The following is a 22,336-nucleotide window of genomic DNA, read 5'->3' on the forward strand; positions in this document are numbered from 1 at the left end:
GTACTCTCTTGTAGACCATGAGTATTACGTTGGGACAAAAAGGTATTTTTGTATAATGGCAGATAAAAAAGTAAGTATTCTTCAAGCATTTAAGACGATTATCCGGCCTAGAAGAAAATTAGTTCTTCTAGGGCTTTTATTGATTGTAATCAGTAAGGCTGCAAGCTTTGTGGCACCCGTATCCCTTCGTTACTTTCTGGACGATGTAGTACCCAACAAAAACTATGATTTCTTAAAGTTACTTGTGGTCGTGGTTATCATTTCGTTCTTGGTTCAAGCCGTTATGTCTTTTCTTTTGACCAAAGTGCTTAGTATCCAAGCACAGTTCATGATATCCGAATTACGGGCACAAGTTCAAAAAAGGTATTGGCACTACCAATTAGATTTTTTGACAACACTAAATCAGGGGCCCTGGTTTCACGAATCATGAGCGATGTGGAAGGGGTTCGTAACCTCATCGGTACGGGACTGGTACAATTGGTAGGAGGAACCATTACTGCAGTGGTCTCCCTTATTCTCTTACTGCGTATTAGTCCAACCATGACTTTATTGACCTTTATTCCACTCATTCTTTTTGCTGTCATTGCCTTAAAAGCCTTTAAAATTATCCGACCGGTTTTTAGGGACAGGGGAAAAATAAATGCAGAAGTAAAAGGGCGATTGACGGAGACTTTAGGGGGTATACGTGTCATTAAAGGGTTCAATGCCGAAGCCCAAGAGGCCAAAGTCTTTGAGGATGGGGTTGAGCGACTTTACCAAAATGTAAAGAAAAGCCTAACCGCTACAGCGGTAATGACCAGTTCCTCCACTTTTCTTTTAGGATTGGCCACAACGGGCATTATGATGGGTTACGGAGGATATAAAATGATGCAAGGCGAATTGAGCACAGGGGAATATTTTGAGTTTACCTTCTTATTGGCGCTAATGGTTGCCCCCATCGTTCAGATGAGCAATATAGGCAGTCAATTAACGGAGGCCTTGGCTGGCTTGGACCGTACCGAGGAGTTAATGAACCAAATCACCGAGGCGGATGATAAAAAACGAACCATAGAACTGACCGAGATTAAAGGGGATATGCGATTTGAAGATGTTTCTTTTGCCTATGAGGAGGATAAGGACGTATTGCACAATATCAGTTTTGAAGCTAATGCAGGTGACGTAATCGCCTTGGTAGGAAGTTCAGGTTCGGAAAGTCTACTATTGCAGGTCCGGCAGCCAGTTTTCTAAACCCGGATTCCGGAAAAATCAGTATTGATGGGCAGGACCTCGCCAAAATTGATTTGACCAGTTTTCGACAATTTACGGGCGTGGTGTTGCAGGACGATTTTCTTTTCGAAGGTACCATACGGGAAAACATACTTTTCCCTAGACCTAATGCCAGTGAAAATGAATTGAACGAAGCTGTCGATGCAGCCTATGTAAATGAATTCACCGACCGATTCGATAAAGGTTTGGATACCGTGATAGGGGAACGCGGGGTAAAACTATCCGGGGGACAACGACAGCGTATTGCCATTGCGAGGGCCATTTTGGCCAATCCAAGAATATTGATTTTGGACGAGGCCACTTCCAATCTGGATACCGAAAGTGAATCCTTGATCCAGAAAAGTTTGGCTGAACTCACCAAAGGCCGTACCACTTTCGTGATAGCACATCGCTTAAGTACCATTAGAAAAGCCAACCAGATTTTGGTGATTGAAAATGGGAGAATTGCCGAGCAAGGCACCCATGAGGAATTGATTGCCAAAGAGAGTAGATATTATAATCTATTTACCTATCAGGCGAGGATTTAAAATTGTCAATAAAAAATTAATTGTCCGTTCAAATGCGGTCGAGAAGTCTTTTGGAAGACATTATGAAAAAAGGCAAACTCAAGCATAGTTCATCAATCCAAAACGTACATCTTGGGTTTGCATTTGTACTTGAACTTGAGTTTGTATTAATTAAAGTTCTTCCGGGGCCAATTCCACTTCCAAGCCATCCATAGATTCGGTAATATGCAATTGACAACCCAGTCGACTATTTTCACGTACATTGAAGGCTTCGGACAACATAGCCTCCTCATCATCGCTTTTCTCCGGTAAGTCATGATCGGAGGTCACATAACATTGACACGAAGCACACATAGCCATACCACCACAGATTCCAATAGTTCCTTCAGGAGCCAATTCATAGGAGCGTACTACCTCCATCAGATTCATGTTCATATCCGTTGGTGCCTCGATCTCATGAATCACACCGTCACGGTCGGTTATTTTGATTTTTATATCCGTCATTTTAATCAATTGCTTTAACTACTGCTTTGGGTGCCTCTTTTTTGGAACCATCAAAACCACTCACACCTCCTACGGTGGTATATTTCATCACATATTTTTTATCTCGGAAAAATTCTTTGATATGCACTTTGGCACATCAAAGTCGCCTCGTGAAATCCACAAAGAATCAATTTTAACTTACCGGGATAGGTATTTACATCACCTATCGCATAGATTCCGGGAATATTGGTTTGGTAATCAAACGTATCCACTTTTATAGCGTTCTTCTCTATTTCCAAGCCCCAATCCGCAATAGGTCCCAATTTAGGCGATAGCCCAAATAAGGGAATGAAATTATCCACTTCTAAAGTAATATCTTCGGCCGCATTGGACGTCTTTCTAATAATTACCGACTCCAGTTTTCCATCACCCTTTAGCCCAACCACTTCACCTGGGGTTATCAGATTTATTTTCCCTTGATTCTTAAGCTGTTGTACTTTTTCCACAGAATCCAAGGCCCCTCTAAACTCATTCCTTCTATGGACCAAAGTGACTTCTGAAGCTACATCGGCCAAGAAAATACTCCAATCCAATGCCGAATCTCCTCCACCTGCAATTATTACCCTTTTGTTACGATACGCTTCGGATCCTTTATCATATAGGACACCCCGTTGTCCTCATAATCAGAAAGGTTTTCCAATAAGGGTTTTCTAGGCTCAAAACTTCCAAGCCCTCCGGCGATGGCCACAATCGGAGCATTGTGTTGAGTTCCTTTATTTGTGGTCACGACATAGGTATTATCATTTAGTTTTTCTATAGTTTCGGCCCTTTCACCCAACGTAAAACTAGGTTGAAAGGGTTTAATCTGTTCCATAAGATTATCTACCAAATCCCCGGCTAAAACCTCAGGGAATCCGGGAATGTCGTAAATCGGCTTTTTTGGATATATCTCGGAACATTGTCCACCTGCTTGGGGCAGTGCGTCAATGAGATGACATTTTAATTGTAATAATCCTGCTTCAAAAACTGCGAAAAGGCCTGTTGGATCGGCCCCTATAATAAGTATATCTGTTTTAATCATGTAAACCGCTATTAGCTGGCTAAACTACTTTTGGGAAAGTTTAAAAATTATGACTTTTATCAAGTACTCAATCTACATTGATAACCTCTTCAATTTGGGGTGCGTACTTTTTTATGGTCATCTCAACTCCACTTTTTAAGGTCATTTGGTTTACACTGCACCCTACGCAGGCACCGTGTAATTTTACTTTTACGGAATTCCCATTATCGATGGAAATCAAGGAGATGTCCCCACCATCACTTTGTAAAAAAGGGCGTATTTCTTCCAATGCCTTTTCTACCTTTTCCTTTAAGTCATCCGAAGTCATTGTTGTCATAACTACTTCTTTTTAACGGCAGAACAGCCTGCCATTGTCGTTATTTTTATAGCTTCCGTAGGTGGAATGTTTTCATTTCTATCTACTACTTGCTGCACTACATTCTTGGTCAATTCCTCAAAGGCAGCCTCAATTGGCGTTGCTGTCTGCAAGGCTGCCGGTCTTCCTACATCGCCTGCTTCCCTTATACTCTGAACCAATGGAATTTCACCTAAAAAAGGAACATCCAAATCATCCGATAGGTATTTGGCCCCTTCCTTTCCAAATATGTAATATTTATTATCAGGAAGTTCCGCAGGAGTAAAATAGGCCATATTTTCTACAATTCCTAAAACAGGAACGTTAATGGAATCCTGTTGGAACATGGCCACTCCCTTTCGGCATCTGCCAAGGCCACTTCTTGCGGTGTACTTACCACGACCGCCCCAGTAACCGGCATCGCCTGCATAATGCTTAAATGGATGTCTCCTGTTCCTGGCGGTAAGTCCAACAACATAAAATCTATTTCCCCCCAGTGGGCATCAAAGATCATCTCGGTTCAAGGCCTTGGAGGCCATAGGTCCCCTCCAAATTACAGCTTGATTGGGTTGGGTAAAAAACCCGATGGACAATAGTTTCACCCCATAATTTTCTACGGGCTTCATTTTAGACTTTCCATCTATAGTAACCGCCAAGGGTTTTTCTTGGGCCACATCAAACATAATGGGCATGGAAGGTCCGTAAATGTCCGCATCCAAAAGTCCAACTTTGAATCCCATTTTGGCCGGAGTAACGGCCAAATTTGCGGTCACCGTAGATTTTCCAACACCACCTTTACCGGAGGCCACCGCTATGATATTTTGTATCCCAGGAATGGGTTTTCCCTTAATCTCATTCGCCTTTGGAGGAGTAGCGGGAGCATCAACCTTAATATTGACCTTTATTTTCGCCTTCCCATACACATCCTTGTGTATCGCTTTTAAGATTTCAACCTCGGTCTTCTTGCGAGCCTGTAGGCTAGGGTTTTTTATGGTAATGTCTACCTCAACCTCATCCCCAAAAATTTGAATATTTCTTACAGCACCGCTTTCCACCATGTTTTGACCTTCTCCAGGAACTGTAATGGATTCCAATGCCCTTAGAACCTCCTTCTTATCTATCTTCATTATATAAATTCATTCTAAACAACAAAGATAGACCTTAGGTGCGAGATTAGGAAGCTATGCCATTGAAATTGAAGATAAAACAATAGGTTACATTTATTTTGTGAAATACCTAAAAAACACACTACTGCAAATTTTTACCTAAATACCGCCATTTAAAAAGCGGTAATTGTAGTATTTTAGGTTGCGAACCAAACATCTTAGATGAATGCAAAATACCCCTAGTTTTAAGTACCCAATTATATAGTTCCTAATCTGTATTGTTCTGACGAGTGCCTGTGGAGGTTCCAAGCACAAATTCTCAAAACGGGATGTAAAACATGCACAGAATTTGGTAGGTGTCGATTTTACCAAAAAACAGCTTGATACCCTATACCCTTATTTGGAAAGGAACAGAAAGGGATATGACTCCTTACGAACCTATAATTTGGATTATACTGTATTCCCCGCTATCAAATTTGATCCCTTACCCTTACATTTTTCTCCCAAACCACAGGATTCGTTTCCAATTTGGGAAATTCCTACGGATGTTGAATTGCCTGACAATAAATCAGAACTCGCTTTTTATACCATCCCGCAACTGGCATCGCTCATAAAGAACGGAAAGATTACCTCTATGGAACTGACAAAGTTCTTTATTGACCGAATTAAAAAGTATGATGGGGTCTTACAATCCACCATAACCATTACCGAAAAAATGGCATTGGATCAAGCCGAGAAAATGGATGCAGAATTACAATCGGGATCGTACAGGGGTATTCTACATGGCATTCCGTACGGCGTAAAGGACCTTATTTCGGTAAAAGGATATAAAACCACATGGGGCGCAGAACCTTATAAGGAGCAAGAGTTCGATATGACCGCTACCGTGGTAAAAAAACTGCAGGAGGCCGGGGGCGTGCTTATAGCCAAATTGGTTTCCGGTTCCTTGGCACGTGGCGATGTTTGGTTCGGGGGCAAAACAAAAAATCCGTGGGATGTAAAGCAAGGAGCTAGTGGTTCTTCCGCAGGCTCTGGTTCAGCTACCTCAGCGGGTTTGGTTCCTTTCGCATTGGGAACGGAAACCCTGGGAAGTATTACTTCGCCTAGTACACGTAATGGCATAACAGGTTTGCGTCCTACATATGGTCGTGTTAGCAGGTATGGTGTTATGAGTTTGAGTTGGTCTATGGATAAAATTGGTCCATATGGCACGGAATGCTGAAGATTGTGCCATTGTATACAGTATTATTTACGGAAAAGACCCTTTGGATCCCACTACCTCCGAATTTCCGTTTGGTTTTGACAAGACCAAGGAAATCACCTCCCTAAAAGTAGGATACCTAAAAAAGGATATTGAAAAGGATACTTCCAAATCCAAGGATAATCTAACAAAAGCTTTGGATGTCTTTAAAAGGATGGGTATAAAAATGGACAGCCTTGAACTGCCGAGATGATGTACCCTTCAATAGCTTCGATATTATTTTAAGGGCCGAGGCCGGAGCTTTTTTCGATAATTTGGTACTATCGGCCGACGTGGACAAGATGGTGGAGCAAGACCAACGTTCCAGGGCCAATTCGCTAAGACAAGCCCGATTTATTCCAGCAGTGGAATACCTTCAGGCCAATCGACACCGAGAAGTACTGATTGAAAAAATGTATGAACTAATTAAAGAATATGATGTCATCATCTCGCCTTCTTTTGGAAACAGACAGCTGGTCATAACCAATTTAACAGGACACCCGGTTATCGCTATCCCCACTGGATTGGACACCGATAAACATCCTACCAGCATTACCTTGATAGGAAACCTCTATGACGAAGCAAGTATCCTATTATTGGCAAAGGCTTTCCAAGAACAAACGGAATTTGATGAGATGCATCCGGAAGGATATACTGATTAAATCTTCCGGCCGTCCAATAAGTTGATAATTCTAGATCCGTAAGCAGCATTTTTCTCTGAATGAGTGACTTGTATGATGGTTACACCGTCTTCTTGATTCAATTTTTTGAATAGCTCCATTATTTCCTCACTCTGTTGGGAATTAAGGTTTCCTGTGGGCTCATCGGCCAATATTAATTTTGGATTGGCAATCAAGGCCCTGGCAACTCCCACCAATTGTTGCTGCCCCCCACTTAATTGTGCCGGAAACAAATCTTTCTTTCCTACAATATTAAATCGATCCAACATATCGGCAACCATAGCCTTCCTTTCGAATCCTTTGAATTTTTTGTATAACAGAGGCATTTCCAAGTTTTCCTGCACGGTTAGGTCGTCTAATAAGTGATAGGACTGAAAAACAAAGCCAATATATTCCTTGTACAGATTGGAACGATGTTTTTCCTTTAGGGTATGTACAGATTCGTCCAGGAAATTGTATTCGCCCTCATCAAAGGTGTCCAACATACCTATGACGTTCAACAAGGTTGATTTTCCTGAGCCCGAAGGCCCCATAACCGAAATAAATTCCCCCTCTTCCACTTCTAGATTAATGTCCTTTAACAGAAACACTCGCTGGCCTCCTGAATTGACCCACTTAAAAATATTCTTGAGCTCTAGTAACATAATTTGCTTGATTTTTTAAATATTTTATTGATTCTTGTAATATCCTTATTCATCCCTTAGCGATTTTACTGGATTGGCCAAGGCTGCCTTTATGGTTCGCGTTCCTATAGTTAAGAAGGCTATGGCAACGGCCAATACACCGGCTGTTGCAAAAAAGACCCAACTTAAACCTATCCTATACTCGTAGTTTTCCAACCATTGTTTTAAAAACCACCAGGCAATGGGGGAAGCGATTAAAAAGGCCAAAAGAACGAGGATCAAGAAATCCTTGGTCAGAATAAAAGTGATATTCGCCACGCTAGCACCTATGACTTTTCTTATGCCTATTTCTTTGGTTCGCTGGGTAACTACCAATATAGACATGGCGAAAAGACCTATACAACTAAGAATTATTGCTATTAAGGCACCACTTGTAATTAATAAGGCCATGGATTTTTCTCGCCGAAAAGTTCTATCCACATTTTCGTCTAAAAAAGATCCTAAAAAATCTGCATTCGGCTCTAGTTTTCTATAGGCACGCTCCACGGCTTCAAAGCTATTGGCCATATTTGTGGAACCTACTTTTACGTAGGCATAAGTTAAAGGCAAATCTTTGGTCATATAAAATGTGATGGGTTCAATGGCTTTATCCAAATCCTGAAAGTGATAATCCTTTACCACTCCCAAAATGGGAGACATCCCATCTCCATCTATGGGCAAGGAAACGGACAATATATCTTCTTCTCCCAATTGTCTCGGCCATAGCCTCATTGATCAATATACCCAAACTGTCGGAAACACCGTTGAAGTTTCTACCGGAGGCCATTTCCAATCCAAGTGTGGGAACGTAGTCCGGATTCACTATTAAGAAATTAGTCATGACCACCTTCCCGTTGTAGCTGAACCCAATGGCACTTGAGGACTGGCTCCCGTCCTTGCCTCTGCCTAAATTATTGTCGGCACCCGAAACCTCCAGTATATCCGGATTGCCGCGTAATTCATCCTTTAATAATTGCAAAACCGCATAACTATCCCTTTTTCCGTTCAATGGAAAGGAAAGTACATGGGTTTTGTCATAGCCCAAATCCTTGTTGCGCATATATGCTATTTGCCCTCTTAGAACCAACGTGCCCGTAATCAAAAGTATGGCGATCGCAAATTGAACAACCATTAGCACATTTCTCAAGCGATTCTTACCGTTGCTTTCCAACTTTCCCTTTAAGGATTGAATTGTCCCCAATTTGCTCAGCAACATTGCAGGATATCCCCCTACAATAAGGGTCACAACTAGTACGGACGTTAAAAAGAGTCCCAAAAAAAGCGGTGTGGTCAATGCCTGCATGGAGGCTTGTGTGCTAAATGCCGTTTTAAAATCCTCGAACAACAGCACACTGAGCAAAACACCTAATATCGACGCCGTGCAGAAAATTAAAAGGCTTTCTCCCCAAAATTGAAAGAAAAGATGTTTTCTTCGGCCCCTAAAGTCTTTCGCATTCCAATCTCCTTGAGTCGCTGTGAACTCTTGGCCACACTCATATTCACATAATTAACAAAAGCAATGAACAGAATTAAGAAAGCAACTCCAATTATAAGATAAGGCACACTTCTACTTATCTCGGCATACCCTTTTCTGAAACTCGTAAAGTGTTTGTCCTTTAACGGCAATAACTTAATTTCTCTATATAATCCTTCCTCATTTGGGGAAGCCCCTGAATTTTTCGCATTCTCCATCACCTCCTCATAGTGAAGATTTACAAAGGCGTGTGTATTTTGTTCAAATTGTTCAGCTGAAACATTGTCCTTTAATTCTACATAAACAGAATGGTACTGTGCGTTCCATGATTCTTTTGTATCCAAATATTCGGGATTGTTTTCAAATCTCAATGCGATTTCAAAACCCATGTCCGTATTGGTAGGTATGTCCTCGGCCACGGCACCCACCGTAAAAGGTTCCACTTTCCCGTTTATCAACACGTTGAAGTCACTTCCTACTACATCAGTGTTCCCAAATAGTTTTTCAGCAGCCTTTCTAGTCAATACAACCGAATTCAAATCCTGTAATGCGTTATCCGTATTACCTTCAATCAACGGAAAGGTGAACATGGAAAAATAGTCTTGATCCACCCAATTTGTTTTAAGCATTAGTTCCTTTTCTCCATTTATCACCAAGGCATCATTTTCCAAGACCCTAGTAATTTTACCAATTCCAGGCACTTCTGATTTTAAGGCTTCCGCAAAAGGTGTGGGTTGACTAACGCCGGCCTCCGAGCCTTTTTCTGTTTGCTGAACTATATAAACACCGTAAATATTTTCCCTGTTTTCATGAAAATCTTCATAAGAAAGTTCATAAAAACTCGCTGTAGCCAACAAAATAGCCACCCCAAAGGCAATGGTCAAACCTACCATGTTAATGGAAGTAAAGGTTTTGTCCTTCCAAAGATTTCTCCACGCGATTTTTAAATAGTTTTTGAGCATAAATCTAGTTTTAGAAGTTCTAAAATTTTATACTATTCGGCACGTAAGTTTTTCAGGGGTTTCAACAATGCAGCGCTAACTGATTGATAGCTAATTGTTAAAAGAGCAATCAACAGGGCCAAAATTCCCGCGATAAGGAAAATATCCCAACTTATCAATATCCTGTAGGCAAAATCCTCTAACCATCTTTTCATAGTATACCAACCTATGGGGATGGCAATGAGAATGGATAGCAAGATTAATTTCATGAAATCCAATGTTAGTAATTGATAGATATTTTTAAATGGAGCTCCGAGTACCAAACGAATACTAATTTCCTTTTTACGCTGCTCCACCAAAAATGCCGATAATGCAAACAAACCGAGGCAAGCCACCAGTATGGCGAACAATGCAAAACTGTTGAATATTTGACCCATACGTTTCACATCATCATGCATTTGTGCATATTCTTGATCCAAGAATGTATACTCAAAGGATTGCGTTGGAACATAGTCCTGCCGATTTTTTCGATAGTATCAATAGCGTCATAGTTTATCCCGTTGGCAAGTTTTACTGATATCATACTTGGTGCATTTCCAATCACCAAGGCCAAAGGATCGATATCCTCCTTTAAATTCTTAAAATGAAAATCTTCCAAAACACCAATAATGGTCCATTCTTGACTATTGGATATCTTTTTACCCAAAGGGTTTTCAAAACCCAATTGGTTGGCCATTTTGGCGTTTATAACAATGGCAGAGGAATCGCTGACAAAATCTTTGGAAAATCCACGTCCTTGACTCACATTCAGCCCCAAAGTCTTTATGTAATCGTAATCTACTCTCCATATTTGTGCCGGAACCGCTCTATCTTCCGATCCAGAACCTGTCTTTCTAAAACTGTTTCCATTGCGTTTGGTTCCTTCTAAGGGAAGATAATCGCTTATGGTTACATCTGTCACTTCAGGGAGATTCTGCAATCTTTCCTTAAATGTCAGGGCTCTGTCTTCCAATAAATTTGCTCCTTGAACAACTAAAACTTGTTCTTTATCAAATCCTAGTTTTTTGTCTAGGATAAAATTCATCTGTTTATAGATAATCAAAGTTCCAATAATTAGGACGACGGAGGTGGTAAACTGAAAAACAACCAATCCGCTTCGCAAACTACCGCTCTTACTTCCAATACTAAGATTGCCCTTTAATACATTTACCGGCTTAAATGCAGACAAATAGAATGCAGGATAAAGCCCTGCAAATAGACCAATGATTAGGGCCGAAATAAAAATAATTGGGATAAACCACCAAACGGACCATGGCATCACAATATCCTTATTGGCAATAGAATTGAAACTGGGCATCAAAAGCCAGGTCAATAAAACCCCAATTACAAATGAGATCAAACTATAAATGACGGATTCAGTTAAAAACTGACTCACCAAATTCCCCTTAAAAGCCCCCACAGTTTTACGGAGTCCCACCTCTTTTGCTCTGTTGGCAGACTTCGCCGTCGAAAGATTAATAAAGTTTATCACTGCCAACAATAAGACAAAACCGAGATATGGCCGCAAACAACCAAACAAAACGTATATCCCCATGTTTAAGACCATCCCCCATTTTAAGGTCAGACTTCAGATGAATATCACTTATTGGTTGTAATTTATATTCCAAGGTTTTTAGGACCTCCATAAAGTCCTCACCCATTCCTCTCTCTAGTTGCGCTGGAATAAAGTAGTTCTCCAAAATGGCGACCATCTTCTTTTCCAATACTGAAATATCAGTATTTTCATCGACCAATAAATACGTGAAGTAGTTAGTGGTGATTCAACTTGTATTCTTATCCTCAATGGCCAGCAAGAAATCAAAATTCAAATGGGATTTTAAGTACTTATCGTCTTTTATAATACCCGTGATCGTATATGGCTTTTCAGAATTATCATCTAAGTAAATGGTACTACCTAGAGCATTTCCATCGGGAAAATATTTTTTTGCCTTTGACTCCTTTATAACTATACTGCCTGGATTAGTCAAAACCTCATTGGGGTTTCCCTCGATTAAATCGTATTCCAAAATTTCAAAGGCCCTCTGATCGGCAAAAATAAAACCCTCTTCCAACGAATTTTGGGTAGTTCCTTCAGCCCTTATGGCCCTTCTTCCAGCACCAAACAATTCGCTTGTGTTAATTTTTCCAGCCTTCTTAATTTCAGGATAGGTGGCTTCTAAAGTTTCGGCGAACAAGCGTTGAAAATGTACACTTTTCAAAACTTCCCCATCCATGGTTCCCTGCATGACCACACGATAGATTCTATCCGCATTTTTATAGTGTCTATCATAGCTAAATTCATTCTTGATAAAAAGGCCAATTAACAGACAAGATGCGATACCTACCGCAAAACCACCAACTTTAATAATGGTGAAAAATTTGTCTTTTTTGATACTCCGCCAAGCGATCTTTAAATGATTTTTAAACATGTTTGATGATTTGCTGATTGATGATTCTTGTTACAATGGAAAACGTATCGGAGCTATTCCGTCCGTAAGCTCTTGATGGGATTGGCCTTGGCCGCCTTGATTGCCTGAAAGCTTACTGTCAAAACCGTTACGCCCATGGCCCCTAACATGGCCAAAGCAAAAATCCACCATTTAAGGATTACACGGTAGGGATATTCCTGAAGCCAACCGTTCATAACATAATAAGCAATGGGTACGGCAATAAAACAGGATATTACCACCAACTTTAAGAAGTCCTTTGAAAGCATGTTCCAAACATTGAAGACTGAGGCCCCCAATACCTTTCTTACCCCTATCTCCTTGGTACGCTGTTCTGCCACAAAAGAGGTCAAACCAAATAGTCCTAGGCAACTAATAAGTATGGCCAATGCGGTAAAAATTCCGGAGAGTCTGCCTATTCGCTCCTCGGAAGCAAATTTCTCCCCATATTGGTCATCCACAAATTGATATTCAAAAGGAATGTCGGGAAAATGTTCCTTAAATACGCGCTCCACAACTGCCAAGTTTTGACTGGCACTTTGATTAGGATTTAGGCGTAAATTATAATAGCTAAAATTGTTGAATCGATCATACACATATAATCCTTGCTTTACAGGCTCATAAGGTGATTGTGCAATCATATCCTGTACCACACCAATGATTTTTAAAGGTGGCCCCGGATCCTCTTCATCATCATCCTTTAACAATTTACCTACGGGGTTTTCCATGCCCAAATACTTCTTTGCAGTCTCATTGATCAATACTCCCAAAGAATCTGAAGCGAAATCCCTCGAAAAGTCTCGCCCCTCTACAATTTTTAGGTTAAGTGATTTTGCATACTCAGCGGAAACTTCCGTCCACGCCAAATCCTCTTGAAAACCTTCGGGTTTTCCCTCCCAGGTAAAACCACTTCTATTGGATCAAATTCTAGTTGTTGGACTACTGGAGGTCGACATTTCTACTACGGCTCCGAATTCAAAAACTCGGTACGCATCAAGTCAGTCTTTCCTTCAAAATCCCTACTAAAAGTAGGCACCTGAATAAGTCCCTCCTTATCGTACCCAATGGGTCTATTTTTGGCGTAATTGATCTGTTGCATTACAATCACAGTTCCAATGATAAAGGCAACGGAAACCGTAAACTGTAGCACCACAAGAATTTTCCTTGGCAAGCCTGAATATTTACCCGCTTTAAATGTCCCTTTAAGAACATCCACAGGTCTGAACGATGATAAATACAATGCAGGATAACTCCCTGCCAATAATGCCGTAAATAAAATAAACAGTAATGAGACCAACCAAAAGTTTGTATTGGCCCATGGAAAAGCAATTTCCTTTACGGCCAATTCGTTGAACCCGTTGAGGGACAACAAAACTATGATCAAGGCAACAATGAAAGCGAAAACAACTACCAAAAAAGATTCGCTTAGAAATTGATAAATCAATTGCCCTTTTAAGGAACCGATGGATTTACGAATTCCTACCTCTTTAGCCCTTTTTTCCGATCGTGCGGTACTTAGGTTCATAAAATTGATACAGGCCAACAAAAGGACAAATGCCCCAATGATGGCAAATAACCACACATATTTGATGCGGCCACCTACTTGCTTTCCATTTTCAAAACTACTTCTAAGGTGCCAGTCCTCCATGGGCAACAAGAAAATCTGTGGATTGAATTCTGCCGTATCCTCATTTAGGGTCTTCTTTACATCCCTAATGGTATTCGTTACTTGTTCAAAAGAAGTGTTGTCCGCAATTTGCACAAACATTTGAAATGAATTGTTTCCCCAGTTATCCTCTCCATTTTTCACCCATTCATTATCCGCTACATACTTATCCCAAGGAATTATGAATTCAGTGTCATTGAACGTATTATTGAAAGGAATATCCTCGTAAACCGCACTTACGTTCATATCGTGCTGGTTACTTACCCTTATGGTCTTTCCAATGGGTTCTTCCTCTCCGAACAAGGCATTTGCCGTAGATTCGGATAACATGATAGAATTGATTTCCCTTAGTCCGTCCTTTTCACCTTTCACTATTTCAAGCCCAAATAATTCCGGCCCCATCCGCTGCATGTAATTTCCAGGTCGCGGAAATACTTGTTTCTCCATATTTCAAATAATGGTCGTTGGTCCAAGAGCACATCATCAAATGCTCAAAATTGTCGCCATAGCCATCCCTTAGGGCCATTTCCAATGGACGGGGAATGGCCGATCCCGTACCGGTTTGCCCATTGAATGTTTGGGATTGATATACTTGGGCGATTTTGGCTTTATTTTCAAAATAGATATTATAGGAAAGCTCATCGAAGACCCGAGTCCAATGATCAAGGTTACGGCCATGCCCAACGCCAGCCCTCCCACATTTATCACGGAATACCCCTTATTTTTTAAGAGGTTTCTCCAGGCAATTTTTAAATAGTTCTTAAACATGATTCTCGTTTTTTGATGATTGATTTTTTCCTTTTACTCTGTTCTTAGACTTTTAATGGGATTTGCCCTAGCGGCCTTAATTGCTTGAAAACTGACGGTAATAAAAGCAATAATAAGCGTTAACCCACCGGATAGTATATACACCCACCATGATATACTTATCCTAAAGGCAAATTCGTTCAGCCAATTGCTCATAAAATACCAAGAAACGGGTATGGCAATAATTATGGAAATCATTACCAACTTTAAAAAGTCTTTTGAAAGCAGCCCTGTTATAGTAGACACGGAAGCACCAAGCACTTTTCGCACCCCAATTTCCTTGATTCTATTTTCAGCCACATAACTCGCCAAGCCAAACAAACCTAGACAAGAAATAAATATGGTCAACAAGGTAAAAATATTGGCAAGTTTGCCTGTAGTGCGTTGGTCATTGAACTTTTTGGCATAAGCCGCGTCCACAAATTCATAATTAAAGGGGTACTCAGGATTGTATTTATTAAAAATTCTTTCCGCGGCAGCTAGGCTTCCCGATACACTTTCCGAAGGATTTATTCTCATATGGATCACATTGAACCAGCCCTTGGCCCCTTCTATGACCATAGGTTCAATTTTCTGAAAGGGCGAATTATAGACAAAGTCCTTCACCACGCCTATGATATGCCAATCTATTCCATTATCCTTTATCTTTTTGCCGATGGGATCCTCAAACCCCATTAATTCGAGGGCCGACTCATTCAAAATAGCGGCAGTGGAATCAGTTGGATACCTTTCAAGATCAAAATCCCTTCCTTGAATAAGCTCAAGGCCCATGGTACTTACCACATCGTCATCTGAAATTAGCCTATGGATGATGGTCTTATCATTTTGATTCTTTCCTTCCCATTCAAACCCCCATGTGTTACTCCAACTTTCCGTTATTGGAGAATTGGTTTTGGTGACGGATGTGAACGCTCCTGATTCCAACAACTCGGTTTTTATCAAATCGTAGTTTTTTTCCATGTCACCCTCCATGGAACTATAGATCAGATTGTTTTTAGCGTATGCCAATTGTCTATTTTGAACCTTATGAAGTTGTTGAGTTATGATAAGGGAAGCCGTTATAAGAATAATTGCGACCGAAAATTGGAGCACCACAAGAATTTTTCTTGGGGTTACTTTGGCATCCACTTTTTTAAATGTGCCTCGAAGCACCGCTGATGGTTTGAACCGCGATAGATACAGTGCCGGATAACTCCCTGCCAATAAGCCGGTAACAATGGTTACGCATATCGCAATGGCCCAAAAACCGAAACTTGCCGTATTCAATGACAAGGGCCTCTCTACCAAATTATTGAAGGAAGGAAGTAACAACAATACGATAATGAAGGCAAAAATTGCCGAAATGAAAGTAATGAGCACGGATTCTCCAATAAACTGGCCGATCAACAGCTTTCTAGGAGCACCCAATACCTTGCGTACCCCAACTTCTTTAGATCTCTTTTCGCTCCGAGCCGTACTCAAATTCATAAAGTTGATGCAAGCAATCAATAGAATTATTACTGCTATGAATCCAAACATGCGAATAAGGTCAATTCTTCCTCCTTTTTCTACCCCATTTTCAAATTCACCATATAAATAGGTTCGGGAGTATGGGTATAACAAGGTTTTCATATCGGGGGTATCCTTGTCGTAATTTTTTCGAAGGGTGGCTATTTTAGCCGAAAAAGAATTTATATCCGTATTATCCTTTAACAATACATAGGTTGCCACTGAATTGTTCCCCCAGTGTTGGTCGTCCCAGCCCTGTTGTGTCAAATAGGACCATGGGATTAAAAACTCGAAACCAAAGTCTGTATTGGATGGGATATCCTTTAAAATTCGAGACACCTTAAAGGTGTCCCTATTGTCGATTTTCACCATTTTACCCATCGGATTCTGGTTCCCAAAGATCTTTTTCGCCAAGGATTCCGTTATCAATACGGAATTTACATCGCTCATTACGGTTCTAGGGTCGCCTTGAATCAAAGGAAATGTAAACATGTCCAAAAAATCAGGATCCACCATTGTTCCAGTTGCCTTTATTTTTTGGTTATCCCAGGCGAATAAAAATGTATTGTCGTAAAAATAACGGGATACCTTCTCTACTTCGGGATAATCCTTCTTGATGGCCGGCGCCATCGCTTTAGGAGTGGAATTCCATGTCCAAATTTCCCCTTCAACCTCATATTGGTTGTTTACTTCATACAACCGGCTAATTTTTTCATGGAACCTATCAAATCCCAATTCATAGTTTATCCATAGTATAATTAGGGTAGTCATGGCGGGACCTATAGATAGTCCCGGAATATTCAATAGGGAAAAACTCCTGTTTCTAGTTAAGTTCCTCCAAGCAATTTTTAGGTAATTCTTGAACATATGTCCGGATTTTTGCGGCCAATCTAGAACTCCCGTATAAAGGAATGAATAGAAGGGCTTTATAGTTTATTTTTTCAATTTCACGCTTTTTAATTCTACGCCAAGTCCGAACTTAGGATAACCAAAGTATTTAGGTTATGTCTGACTTACTCAGTTCTCAAACTCTTCACAGGATTTACGATGGAAGCCTTAATACTTTGATAACTGACCGTAACCACTGCGACCCCAACGGCCAATACGGCGGCCAAAAGAAATACCCACCAAGGAATATCTATTTTATAGGAGAAATCCTCTAACCACTTACTCATGGCGTACCACCCCAGTGGTAATGAAATTAAGATGGCAATCCCCACTAACTTTAAGAAATCCATAGTGAGTTTTACCGAAATTTGAGTCACACTTGCACCAAGTACTTTACGTACTCCAATTTCCTTAACCCGCTTTTGTGCATTAAAGGCAGCTAATCCAAATAATCCCAAACAAGCTATGATGATGGATAAAATGGTGAAGATGACAAAAATATTCCCTAATCGTCGCTCACTCTGGTAAGAGTCATTAAAGGAATCGTCCATGAAGTAATAGTTAAAGGGTTCTCCTGGTACTATATTGTTCCATACGTTCTCAATTTTTGAAACCGCATTTTCAAAATTACCCGCCTCTATTTTAATGGCCATGGCATAGGAATTATCGGCCAATCTCAGGCTAAGAGCATCTATTTCCTCCTTCATGGATTCAAAATGAAAATCCTTAACCACACCAATGATGGTGAAGAATTCGGATTCTCCGAATTGAAGTCGGGCGAATATCTTTCTCCCAAGGCCGTTTCAGGAGTCAATTTCATGACTTTCACAGCGGTTTCATTCACAATGATTGCAGTGGAATCATTTCCAAAATTCTGATCAAAATTCCGCCCTGCAACAAATTCAAATCCCATAGTGGGCACATAATCATAATCCACACCCCATGTTTGCATACTTACGGCACTCTCCTGATCCGTAAGTCCTTCCTCTGGTACAAATGTAGAATCACTTCTACTGGAGGGCGTTGGAAAAAAACTACTCAACGTAGCATTTTTAACAAAACCCAATTGCTTTACCTGTTCCTTGAAAGAATTAGCCTTGGGACCGGCGGTATACACATCGTTCACCACCAACACTTGATCTTTAGAAAAACCAAGGTCTTTACTTTGAATAAAATTTAATTGTTGGTAGACTACCAAGGTGCTGATGATCAAAAACACCGATATCGCAAATTGAAAGACCACCAATGAGTTTCGTATGTTTCCACCTCCAACACTGTTCTGACCGCTTCCTTTTAAAACATTTACAGGTATAAAACGCGACATAAAGAATGCAGGATAACTACCTGAAAAAAGACCTAACAACACCACCGCTCCAAGAAGAATCAACCAAAAAAACGGATTTAAAAAGGGAAGGGAAATGTCTTTATTTGCCAAATCATTGAAGAAAGGGAGGGCCAATACGGCCAAAACCAAAGCCAAAAACAAGGATATAAATGAAATTAAACCGGACTCAACCAAAAACTGTCTTATCAAGTCACTCTTGTTGGATCCCAAGGTTTTTCGTACTCCCACTTCCTTGGCCCTTTTTAAGGATTGGGCCGTGGATAGGTTCATAAAGTTTACGCAGGCCAAAACCACTAAAAAGATGGCGATAAAGGAGAGTATATAAATACTCTGCATATCATTATTACTGCTCATTTCCGCCACCAGATTATCGCTCAAATGAATATCGGTCAGGGGAATGGTACTATAGATCAAATAGTTTCCCGCAGCTTTAAATTGTTCCTCTGTAATTCCGGGCATGAATCTTTGTACTCCAGGAATTACATACTTACCCAAAAAACCTTCCAACGGTTCTTTGATATCCTCCACATTTGAAGAGGGAATCAATTTGAAAAAAGTCTGATAATTATTGCTGCCCCAATTAACAACATTGGAATCCTCATTACCGGCCATAGCCTCGAACAAACTATAATCCCTTAAAAAAGAATTGCTCGGCAAGTCTTCGATGACCCCCGTAACAGTAAATGGTTCTTCATTGTTTAGAATTAAATCCTGTCCTATCGCGTTGGTCACTCCAAAGTGTTTTTCGGCAGCGGTCCTAGTCATTACGATAGAGTTTGGATTCTTTAAGGCCGTATTGGGATCTCCCGCTAAAAGTTCGATTCCAAACATCTCAAAAAAAGAATCATCCACAAACGTAGTCTGCTCCTCCTTGACGTTAGTCTCCGCACCCGCTTTCCTAACCAAAGCACTGCCTCCGGTCCTAAACCTGGTAACCACTTCAATTTCAGAAAAATCATTTTCCGGAGCATCCGCCATAGGCGCTGGAGTCACGGCATATTTGCGGGCATCACCTCCAAATTTGATATCCGCATTCACCCGATAGATACGCTCGGCATCGGCGAACATGGTATCATATGTTAATTCATCATAGATATACAATGAAATAAGCAATGCCCCCGCCATGCCAATGGCAAGGCCAAAAGTGTTCAGAAAGGTGAAGAAAGGCTGCTTTTTAAGGCTTCTCCAAGCTATTTTTAAATGATTTTTGAACATGATTGATGATTTTTGATTGATGATAACTCCTTCTTACCTTAACTACGAGGCTAAATTCATGCCATATATTCAAATAATTCATAATCAATTGATTACAAAATTAACACTACATACAAGTGTAAAATATTTTGACAAAAAATGTACAATATATTTACAAAGACAAACCTCAAAAGAAAATGTTACAAAACTGTATTCCAGTAATATTTAGGTGTGCAAGGAAAGATAGTATCCCTTAGGTCTATTCCGTTCTTAAACTTTTTACCGGATTGGCAATTGCCGATTTCAAAGACTGAAATCCAACCGTCAAAAAAGTAATTATCAAGGCAAAGCCCCCAGCCAAGGCAAATACCCACCATCTTATTTCAATGCTATAAGTATATCCTTCTAGCCATTGTTGCATAAAATAGTAAGCTATGGGAGTTGCTATTATAAATGCGATTAATACAAGTTTTAAAAAATCTTTGGTTAATAACTGTACCACTGAATTAATACTTGCCCCCAATACCTTTCTAATCCCTATTTCTTTCTTCTTCTGTTCGGCAACGTAAGAAACAAGACCAAAAAGACCCAAACAACTGATAAATATGGCGAGTATGGTAAACGTCAAAGATATTTCACCTAACTTTTGCTCCTCTTCAAAAAGCTTTTGAACTCCATCATTTACAAAAGTATACTCAAAAGGCGCGTAAGGATTCACATTTTTCCATCTACTTTCCACATCGGTAAGTAGACTTTTGAAATCCTTGGTATTCGTTTTTAACACCAACCAATTAGGAGCGTTATCAAAATAGAGTAACATGGGATCTATCGCCTCTTTCAATGATGCAAAGTGATAGTTTTCAGAAACTCCTACAATCTCATACTCTGTAGTTTGTCCTTCATAGGTTTGGATTAATTTGGATGATAGGGCATTCTCCAAATCTATTCCAAATTCATCCAAAGTTGCTTTATTCACAATCACTTGTGTACTATCATTTGCCCTTAAATTCCTTCCTTTTAAAAGGTTTGTACCAACGGTACTAAAATAATTTTCCGTTATACCATTATAAAATACCGGTCTCATATTTTACGGGTTCTGACCTGGGAGGTGAATACCCAAATCGCCCATAATCCTTGCTGAGGGATAGTTGTTGGTTCCCGCTACTTCAGAAATTCTTGAAAGTGCCATTAGCTCATCCCGCAAAGCCGTATACCTGGTTTGAGCCTCTTGGGTACCCAATTTAATGGCGATAACATTTTCCTTATCAAAACCCATGTCTTTAGACTGCGCATATTTTAGTTGCTGGGTAATGATAAGTACGGCCGTCACCAACCCTATAGAAACCACGAACTGAAAAACGACCAAACCCTTACGAAGGTTTCCACTACCTAGGTTAATGTTCACCATGCCTTTAATGACCTTGGCAGGCTTGATGGAGGATAAAATCAAAGCAGGATATATTCCCGCAATTAGACCAGTAGCAACACCTATGGCTGTTAGAAGTCCCAAAATTTTTAGGTTCCATATATCTGCAAAAGCAAGGTTACCTCCGGTAAGCCCGTTCATGCCCGGTATTAAAAACGTGGCTAGAGGAATACTTATGACAAGAGCGAATAAGGACAATAACACAGATTCATTCAAAAACTGTTTAATGAGAGCGCCTCTTTCTGCTCCTATAACCTTCCGAACCCCGATCTCCTTAGCTCTTTTACTAGCCCTAGCCGTACTTAGATTTACGAAATTGACACAAGCTACCAATTGGATTATAAAAGCCAGTAATAACATAGCGTACAAATATTCGATATTCGATACGTTATCTATTTGGGCATCAATTCCCTTGGAATAGAGATGAATATCTTTAACAGCCTGCAATAATAGCGTCTTCTCAAACCCTATCGCGGCCAAATCGTCTGCACCTCCGGCCTGTAAAAATTCCGGTAATTTTTTCTCCAACTGGGCCACATTTGCCCCTGGCACTACTTTCAAATAGCTAAAGACAAAATTCTGTGTAGCGTAATTGTCTACACTACGCACAAACTCACCAATACCGGGCGAGGCCATACTCAAAACATAATTAGGTTGAAGGTGCGTTTTATTTTCCCCTTCCTTGAAAACACCTGTTACGGTAATATCCTGTTGCTGTTCTCCCGCTCCCAAGATCAATGTCTTGCCCAAAGCTTTTGTATTTCCAAATAATTTTTGCGCCAATTTTGAGGAAAGTACCACATTGTTGGGTGCCTTCAACAATTCTTTGGGATTACCACCCTCTAGAAGAGGATATTTGAAAAAACTGAAAAAAGTAGAATCGGCTACATAGCCTCTTGACACATAATAACTATCATCACTATCGGATACTCTTAGGAGTTGACTACTTTCTTCCCCAAAATATACGATACGGCATGCATCTATTACTTCGGGAAAATCTTCTTTCATGGCAAAAGCGATAGGCGGACTTGCAGCTGCCATATCCGAATCCAAACTACTATTATCGGTCTTAATCTTGGTACGAATACGATATAGGGAGGAAGCGTCATCATGATGTTGGTCATAGCCAAACTGTGCGTTCACATAGACTAATATGACAAGACAACATACCGTCCCCACAGTTAATCCAAGTAGGTTGATACTTGTTTGAAGTTTATTTTTTATTAGACTTCGCCAGGCGATTTTTAGATGGTTCTTAAGCAT

Annotated in this window: 21 protein-coding genes and 3 pseudogenes; 4 read left to right on the forward strand and 20 right to left on the reverse strand. The window is 40.3% G+C overall.

Annotation, left to right across the window (positions count from 1 at the left end):
- Positions 1 to 55: 55 nt before the first annotated feature.
- Positions 56 to 1,793: pseudogene (locus tag NYZ99_RS17655) on the forward strand (ABC transporter ATP-binding protein).
- 150 nt (positions 1,794 to 1,943) lie between these two features.
- Here the strand turns inward: NYZ99_RS17655 and NYZ99_RS17660 are convergent.
- From NYZ99_RS17660 to NYZ99_RS23060, 5 genes and pseudogenes are all read right to left on the reverse strand, one after another.
- Positions 1,944 to 2,276 (reverse strand): 2Fe-2S iron-sulfur cluster-binding family protein, encoded by a 333-nt coding sequence (locus tag NYZ99_RS17660; protein ID WP_260572515.1) that lies wholly within the window; start codon positions 2,274 to 2,276, stop codon positions 1,944 to 1,946.
- Between the two features lies 1 nt (position 2,277).
- Positions 2,278 to 3,336, reverse strand: a pseudogene (locus NYZ99_RS17665) (NAD(P)/FAD-dependent oxidoreductase).
- A 67-nt stretch (positions 3,337 to 3,403) separates the two neighbouring features.
- On the reverse strand, positions 3,404 to 3,643 hold the full coding sequence (locus tag NYZ99_RS17670) for a NifU family protein (RefSeq protein ID WP_138257341.1): 240 nt from the start codon (positions 3,641 to 3,643) through the stop codon (positions 3,404 to 3,406).
- A gap of 11 nt (positions 3,644 to 3,654) precedes the next feature.
- Positions 3,655 to 4,184: pseudogene (locus NYZ99_RS23055) on the reverse strand (P-loop NTPase).
- Positions 4,174 to 4,797 (reverse strand): P-loop NTPase, encoded by a 624-nt coding sequence (locus NYZ99_RS23060; RefSeq protein ID WP_420845144.1) that lies wholly within the window; start codon positions 4,795 to 4,797, stop codon positions 4,174 to 4,176. The pseudogene NYZ99_RS23055 and the gene NYZ99_RS23060 overlap by 11 nt, the downstream one beginning before the upstream one ends.
- Before the next feature lie 328 nt (positions 4,798 to 5,125).
- Between NYZ99_RS23060 and NYZ99_RS17680 the strand changes: the two genes are divergently transcribed.
- Genes NYZ99_RS17680 through NYZ99_RS17690 form a run of 3 tightly spaced genes read left to right on the forward strand, consistent with a single transcriptional unit; the run spans position 5,126 to position 6,678 of the window.
- Positions 5,126 to 5,998, forward strand: coding sequence for an amidase family protein (locus NYZ99_RS17680; protein WP_260572516.1), 873 nt, complete (start codon positions 5,126 to 5,128; stop codon positions 5,996 to 5,998).
- Complete coding sequence (locus NYZ99_RS17685) at positions 5,982 to 6,230, forward strand: amidase family protein (RefSeq protein ID WP_260572517.1); 249 nt, start codon at positions 5,982 to 5,984, stop codon at positions 6,228 to 6,230. Before NYZ99_RS17680 ends, NYZ99_RS17685 begins: the two co-directional genes overlap by 17 nt.
- Positions 6,214 to 6,678 carry an amidase family protein gene (locus NYZ99_RS17690; protein ID WP_260572518.1) on the forward strand — a complete coding sequence of 155 codons (465 nt, stop codon included), beginning with the start codon at positions 6,214 to 6,216 and terminating at the stop codon, positions 6,676 to 6,678. Before NYZ99_RS17685 ends, NYZ99_RS17690 begins: the two co-directional genes overlap by 17 nt.
- On the opposite strand, the gene NYZ99_RS17695 is transcribed toward NYZ99_RS17690, so the two are convergent.
- From NYZ99_RS17695 to NYZ99_RS17755, 15 genes are all read right to left on the reverse strand, one after another.
- Positions 6,675 to 7,340 (reverse strand): ABC transporter ATP-binding protein, encoded by a 666-nt coding sequence (locus tag NYZ99_RS17695; protein WP_260572519.1) that lies wholly within the window; start codon positions 7,338 to 7,340, stop codon positions 6,675 to 6,677. The two genes, NYZ99_RS17690 and NYZ99_RS17695, sit on opposite strands and share 4 nt — an antisense overlap.
- A 45-nt stretch (positions 7,341 to 7,385) precedes the next feature.
- Complete coding sequence (locus tag NYZ99_RS17700; protein ID WP_260572520.1) at positions 7,386 to 8,018, reverse strand: ABC transporter permease; 633 nt, start codon at positions 8,016 to 8,018, stop codon at positions 7,386 to 7,388.
- A complete protein-coding gene (locus NYZ99_RS17705) occupies positions 7,966 to 8,748 on the reverse strand; it encodes an ADOP family protein (RefSeq protein ID WP_260575275.1) in 783 nt (260 codons plus the stop codon). The genes NYZ99_RS17700 and NYZ99_RS17705 overlap by 53 nt, the downstream gene beginning before the upstream one ends.
- Positions 8,748 to 9,794: an ABC transporter permease gene (locus tag NYZ99_RS17710; RefSeq protein WP_260572521.1), complete on the reverse strand. Its 1,047-nt coding sequence runs from the start codon at positions 9,792 to 9,794 to the stop codon at positions 8,748 to 8,750. The genes NYZ99_RS17705 and NYZ99_RS17710 overlap by 1 nt, the downstream gene beginning before the upstream one ends.
- A gap of 32 nt (positions 9,795 to 9,826) precedes the next feature.
- Entirely contained in the window at positions 9,827 to 10,231 is a 405-nt protein-coding gene (locus NYZ99_RS17715) for an ABC transporter permease (protein ID WP_260572522.1), read from the reverse strand.
- Positions 10,216 to 11,379 (reverse strand): FtsX-like permease family protein, encoded by a 1,164-nt coding sequence (locus NYZ99_RS17720; RefSeq protein ID WP_338039093.1) that lies wholly within the window; start codon positions 11,377 to 11,379, stop codon positions 10,216 to 10,218. Before NYZ99_RS17720 ends, NYZ99_RS17715 begins: the two co-directional genes overlap by 16 nt.
- The gene (locus tag NYZ99_RS17725; protein WP_260572524.1) at positions 11,288 to 11,566 is read right to left on the reverse strand and encodes a hypothetical protein; all 279 of its coding nucleotides are present in this window, start codon (positions 11,564 to 11,566) and stop codon (positions 11,288 to 11,290) included. The genes NYZ99_RS17720 and NYZ99_RS17725 overlap by 92 nt, the downstream gene beginning before the upstream one ends.
- 27 nt (positions 11,567 to 11,593) lie before the next feature.
- Complete coding sequence (locus tag NYZ99_RS17730; RefSeq protein ID WP_260572525.1) at positions 11,594 to 12,241, reverse strand: ABC transporter permease; 648 nt, start codon at positions 12,239 to 12,241, stop codon at positions 11,594 to 11,596.
- Positions 12,242 to 12,294: 53 nt separating this feature from the next.
- On the reverse strand, positions 12,295 to 13,125 hold the full coding sequence (locus NYZ99_RS22285; protein ID WP_338039094.1) for an ABC transporter permease: 831 nt from the start codon (positions 13,123 to 13,125) through the stop codon (positions 12,295 to 12,297).
- A gap of 95 nt (positions 13,126 to 13,220) precedes the next feature.
- Positions 13,221 to 14,372 (reverse strand): ABC transporter permease, encoded by a 1,152-nt coding sequence (locus tag NYZ99_RS22290; RefSeq protein WP_338039095.1) that lies wholly within the window; start codon positions 14,370 to 14,372, stop codon positions 13,221 to 13,223.
- A gap of 354 nt (positions 14,373 to 14,726) precedes the next feature.
- Positions 14,727 to 17,087 (reverse strand): ABC transporter permease, encoded by a 2,361-nt coding sequence (locus NYZ99_RS17740; RefSeq protein ID WP_260572526.1) that lies wholly within the window; start codon positions 17,085 to 17,087, stop codon positions 14,727 to 14,729.
- A 146-nt stretch (positions 17,088 to 17,233) separates the two neighbouring features.
- Positions 17,234 to 17,815 (reverse strand): ABC transporter permease, encoded by a 582-nt coding sequence (locus tag NYZ99_RS22295; RefSeq protein ID WP_338039096.1) that lies wholly within the window; start codon positions 17,813 to 17,815, stop codon positions 17,234 to 17,236.
- Positions 17,812 to 19,668 (reverse strand): ABC transporter permease, encoded by a 1,857-nt coding sequence (locus NYZ99_RS17745; RefSeq protein ID WP_338039098.1) that lies wholly within the window; start codon positions 19,666 to 19,668, stop codon positions 17,812 to 17,814. Before NYZ99_RS17745 ends, NYZ99_RS22295 begins: the two co-directional genes overlap by 4 nt.
- 238 nt (positions 19,669 to 19,906) lie before the next feature.
- The gene (locus tag NYZ99_RS17750) at positions 19,907 to 20,731 is read right to left on the reverse strand and encodes an ABC transporter permease (protein ID WP_260572527.1); all 825 of its coding nucleotides are present in this window, start codon (positions 20,729 to 20,731) and stop codon (positions 19,907 to 19,909) included.
- Between the two features lie 3 nt (positions 20,732 to 20,734).
- On the reverse strand, positions 20,735 to 22,336 hold the full coding sequence (locus NYZ99_RS17755) for an ABC transporter permease (RefSeq protein WP_260572528.1): 1,602 nt from the start codon (positions 22,334 to 22,336) through the stop codon (positions 20,735 to 20,737).

This window comes from Maribacter litopenaei (assembly GCF_025244665.1).
In the GTDB taxonomy this organism is placed as follows: domain Bacteria; phylum Bacteroidota; class Bacteroidia; order Flavobacteriales; family Flavobacteriaceae; genus Maribacter; species Maribacter litopenaei.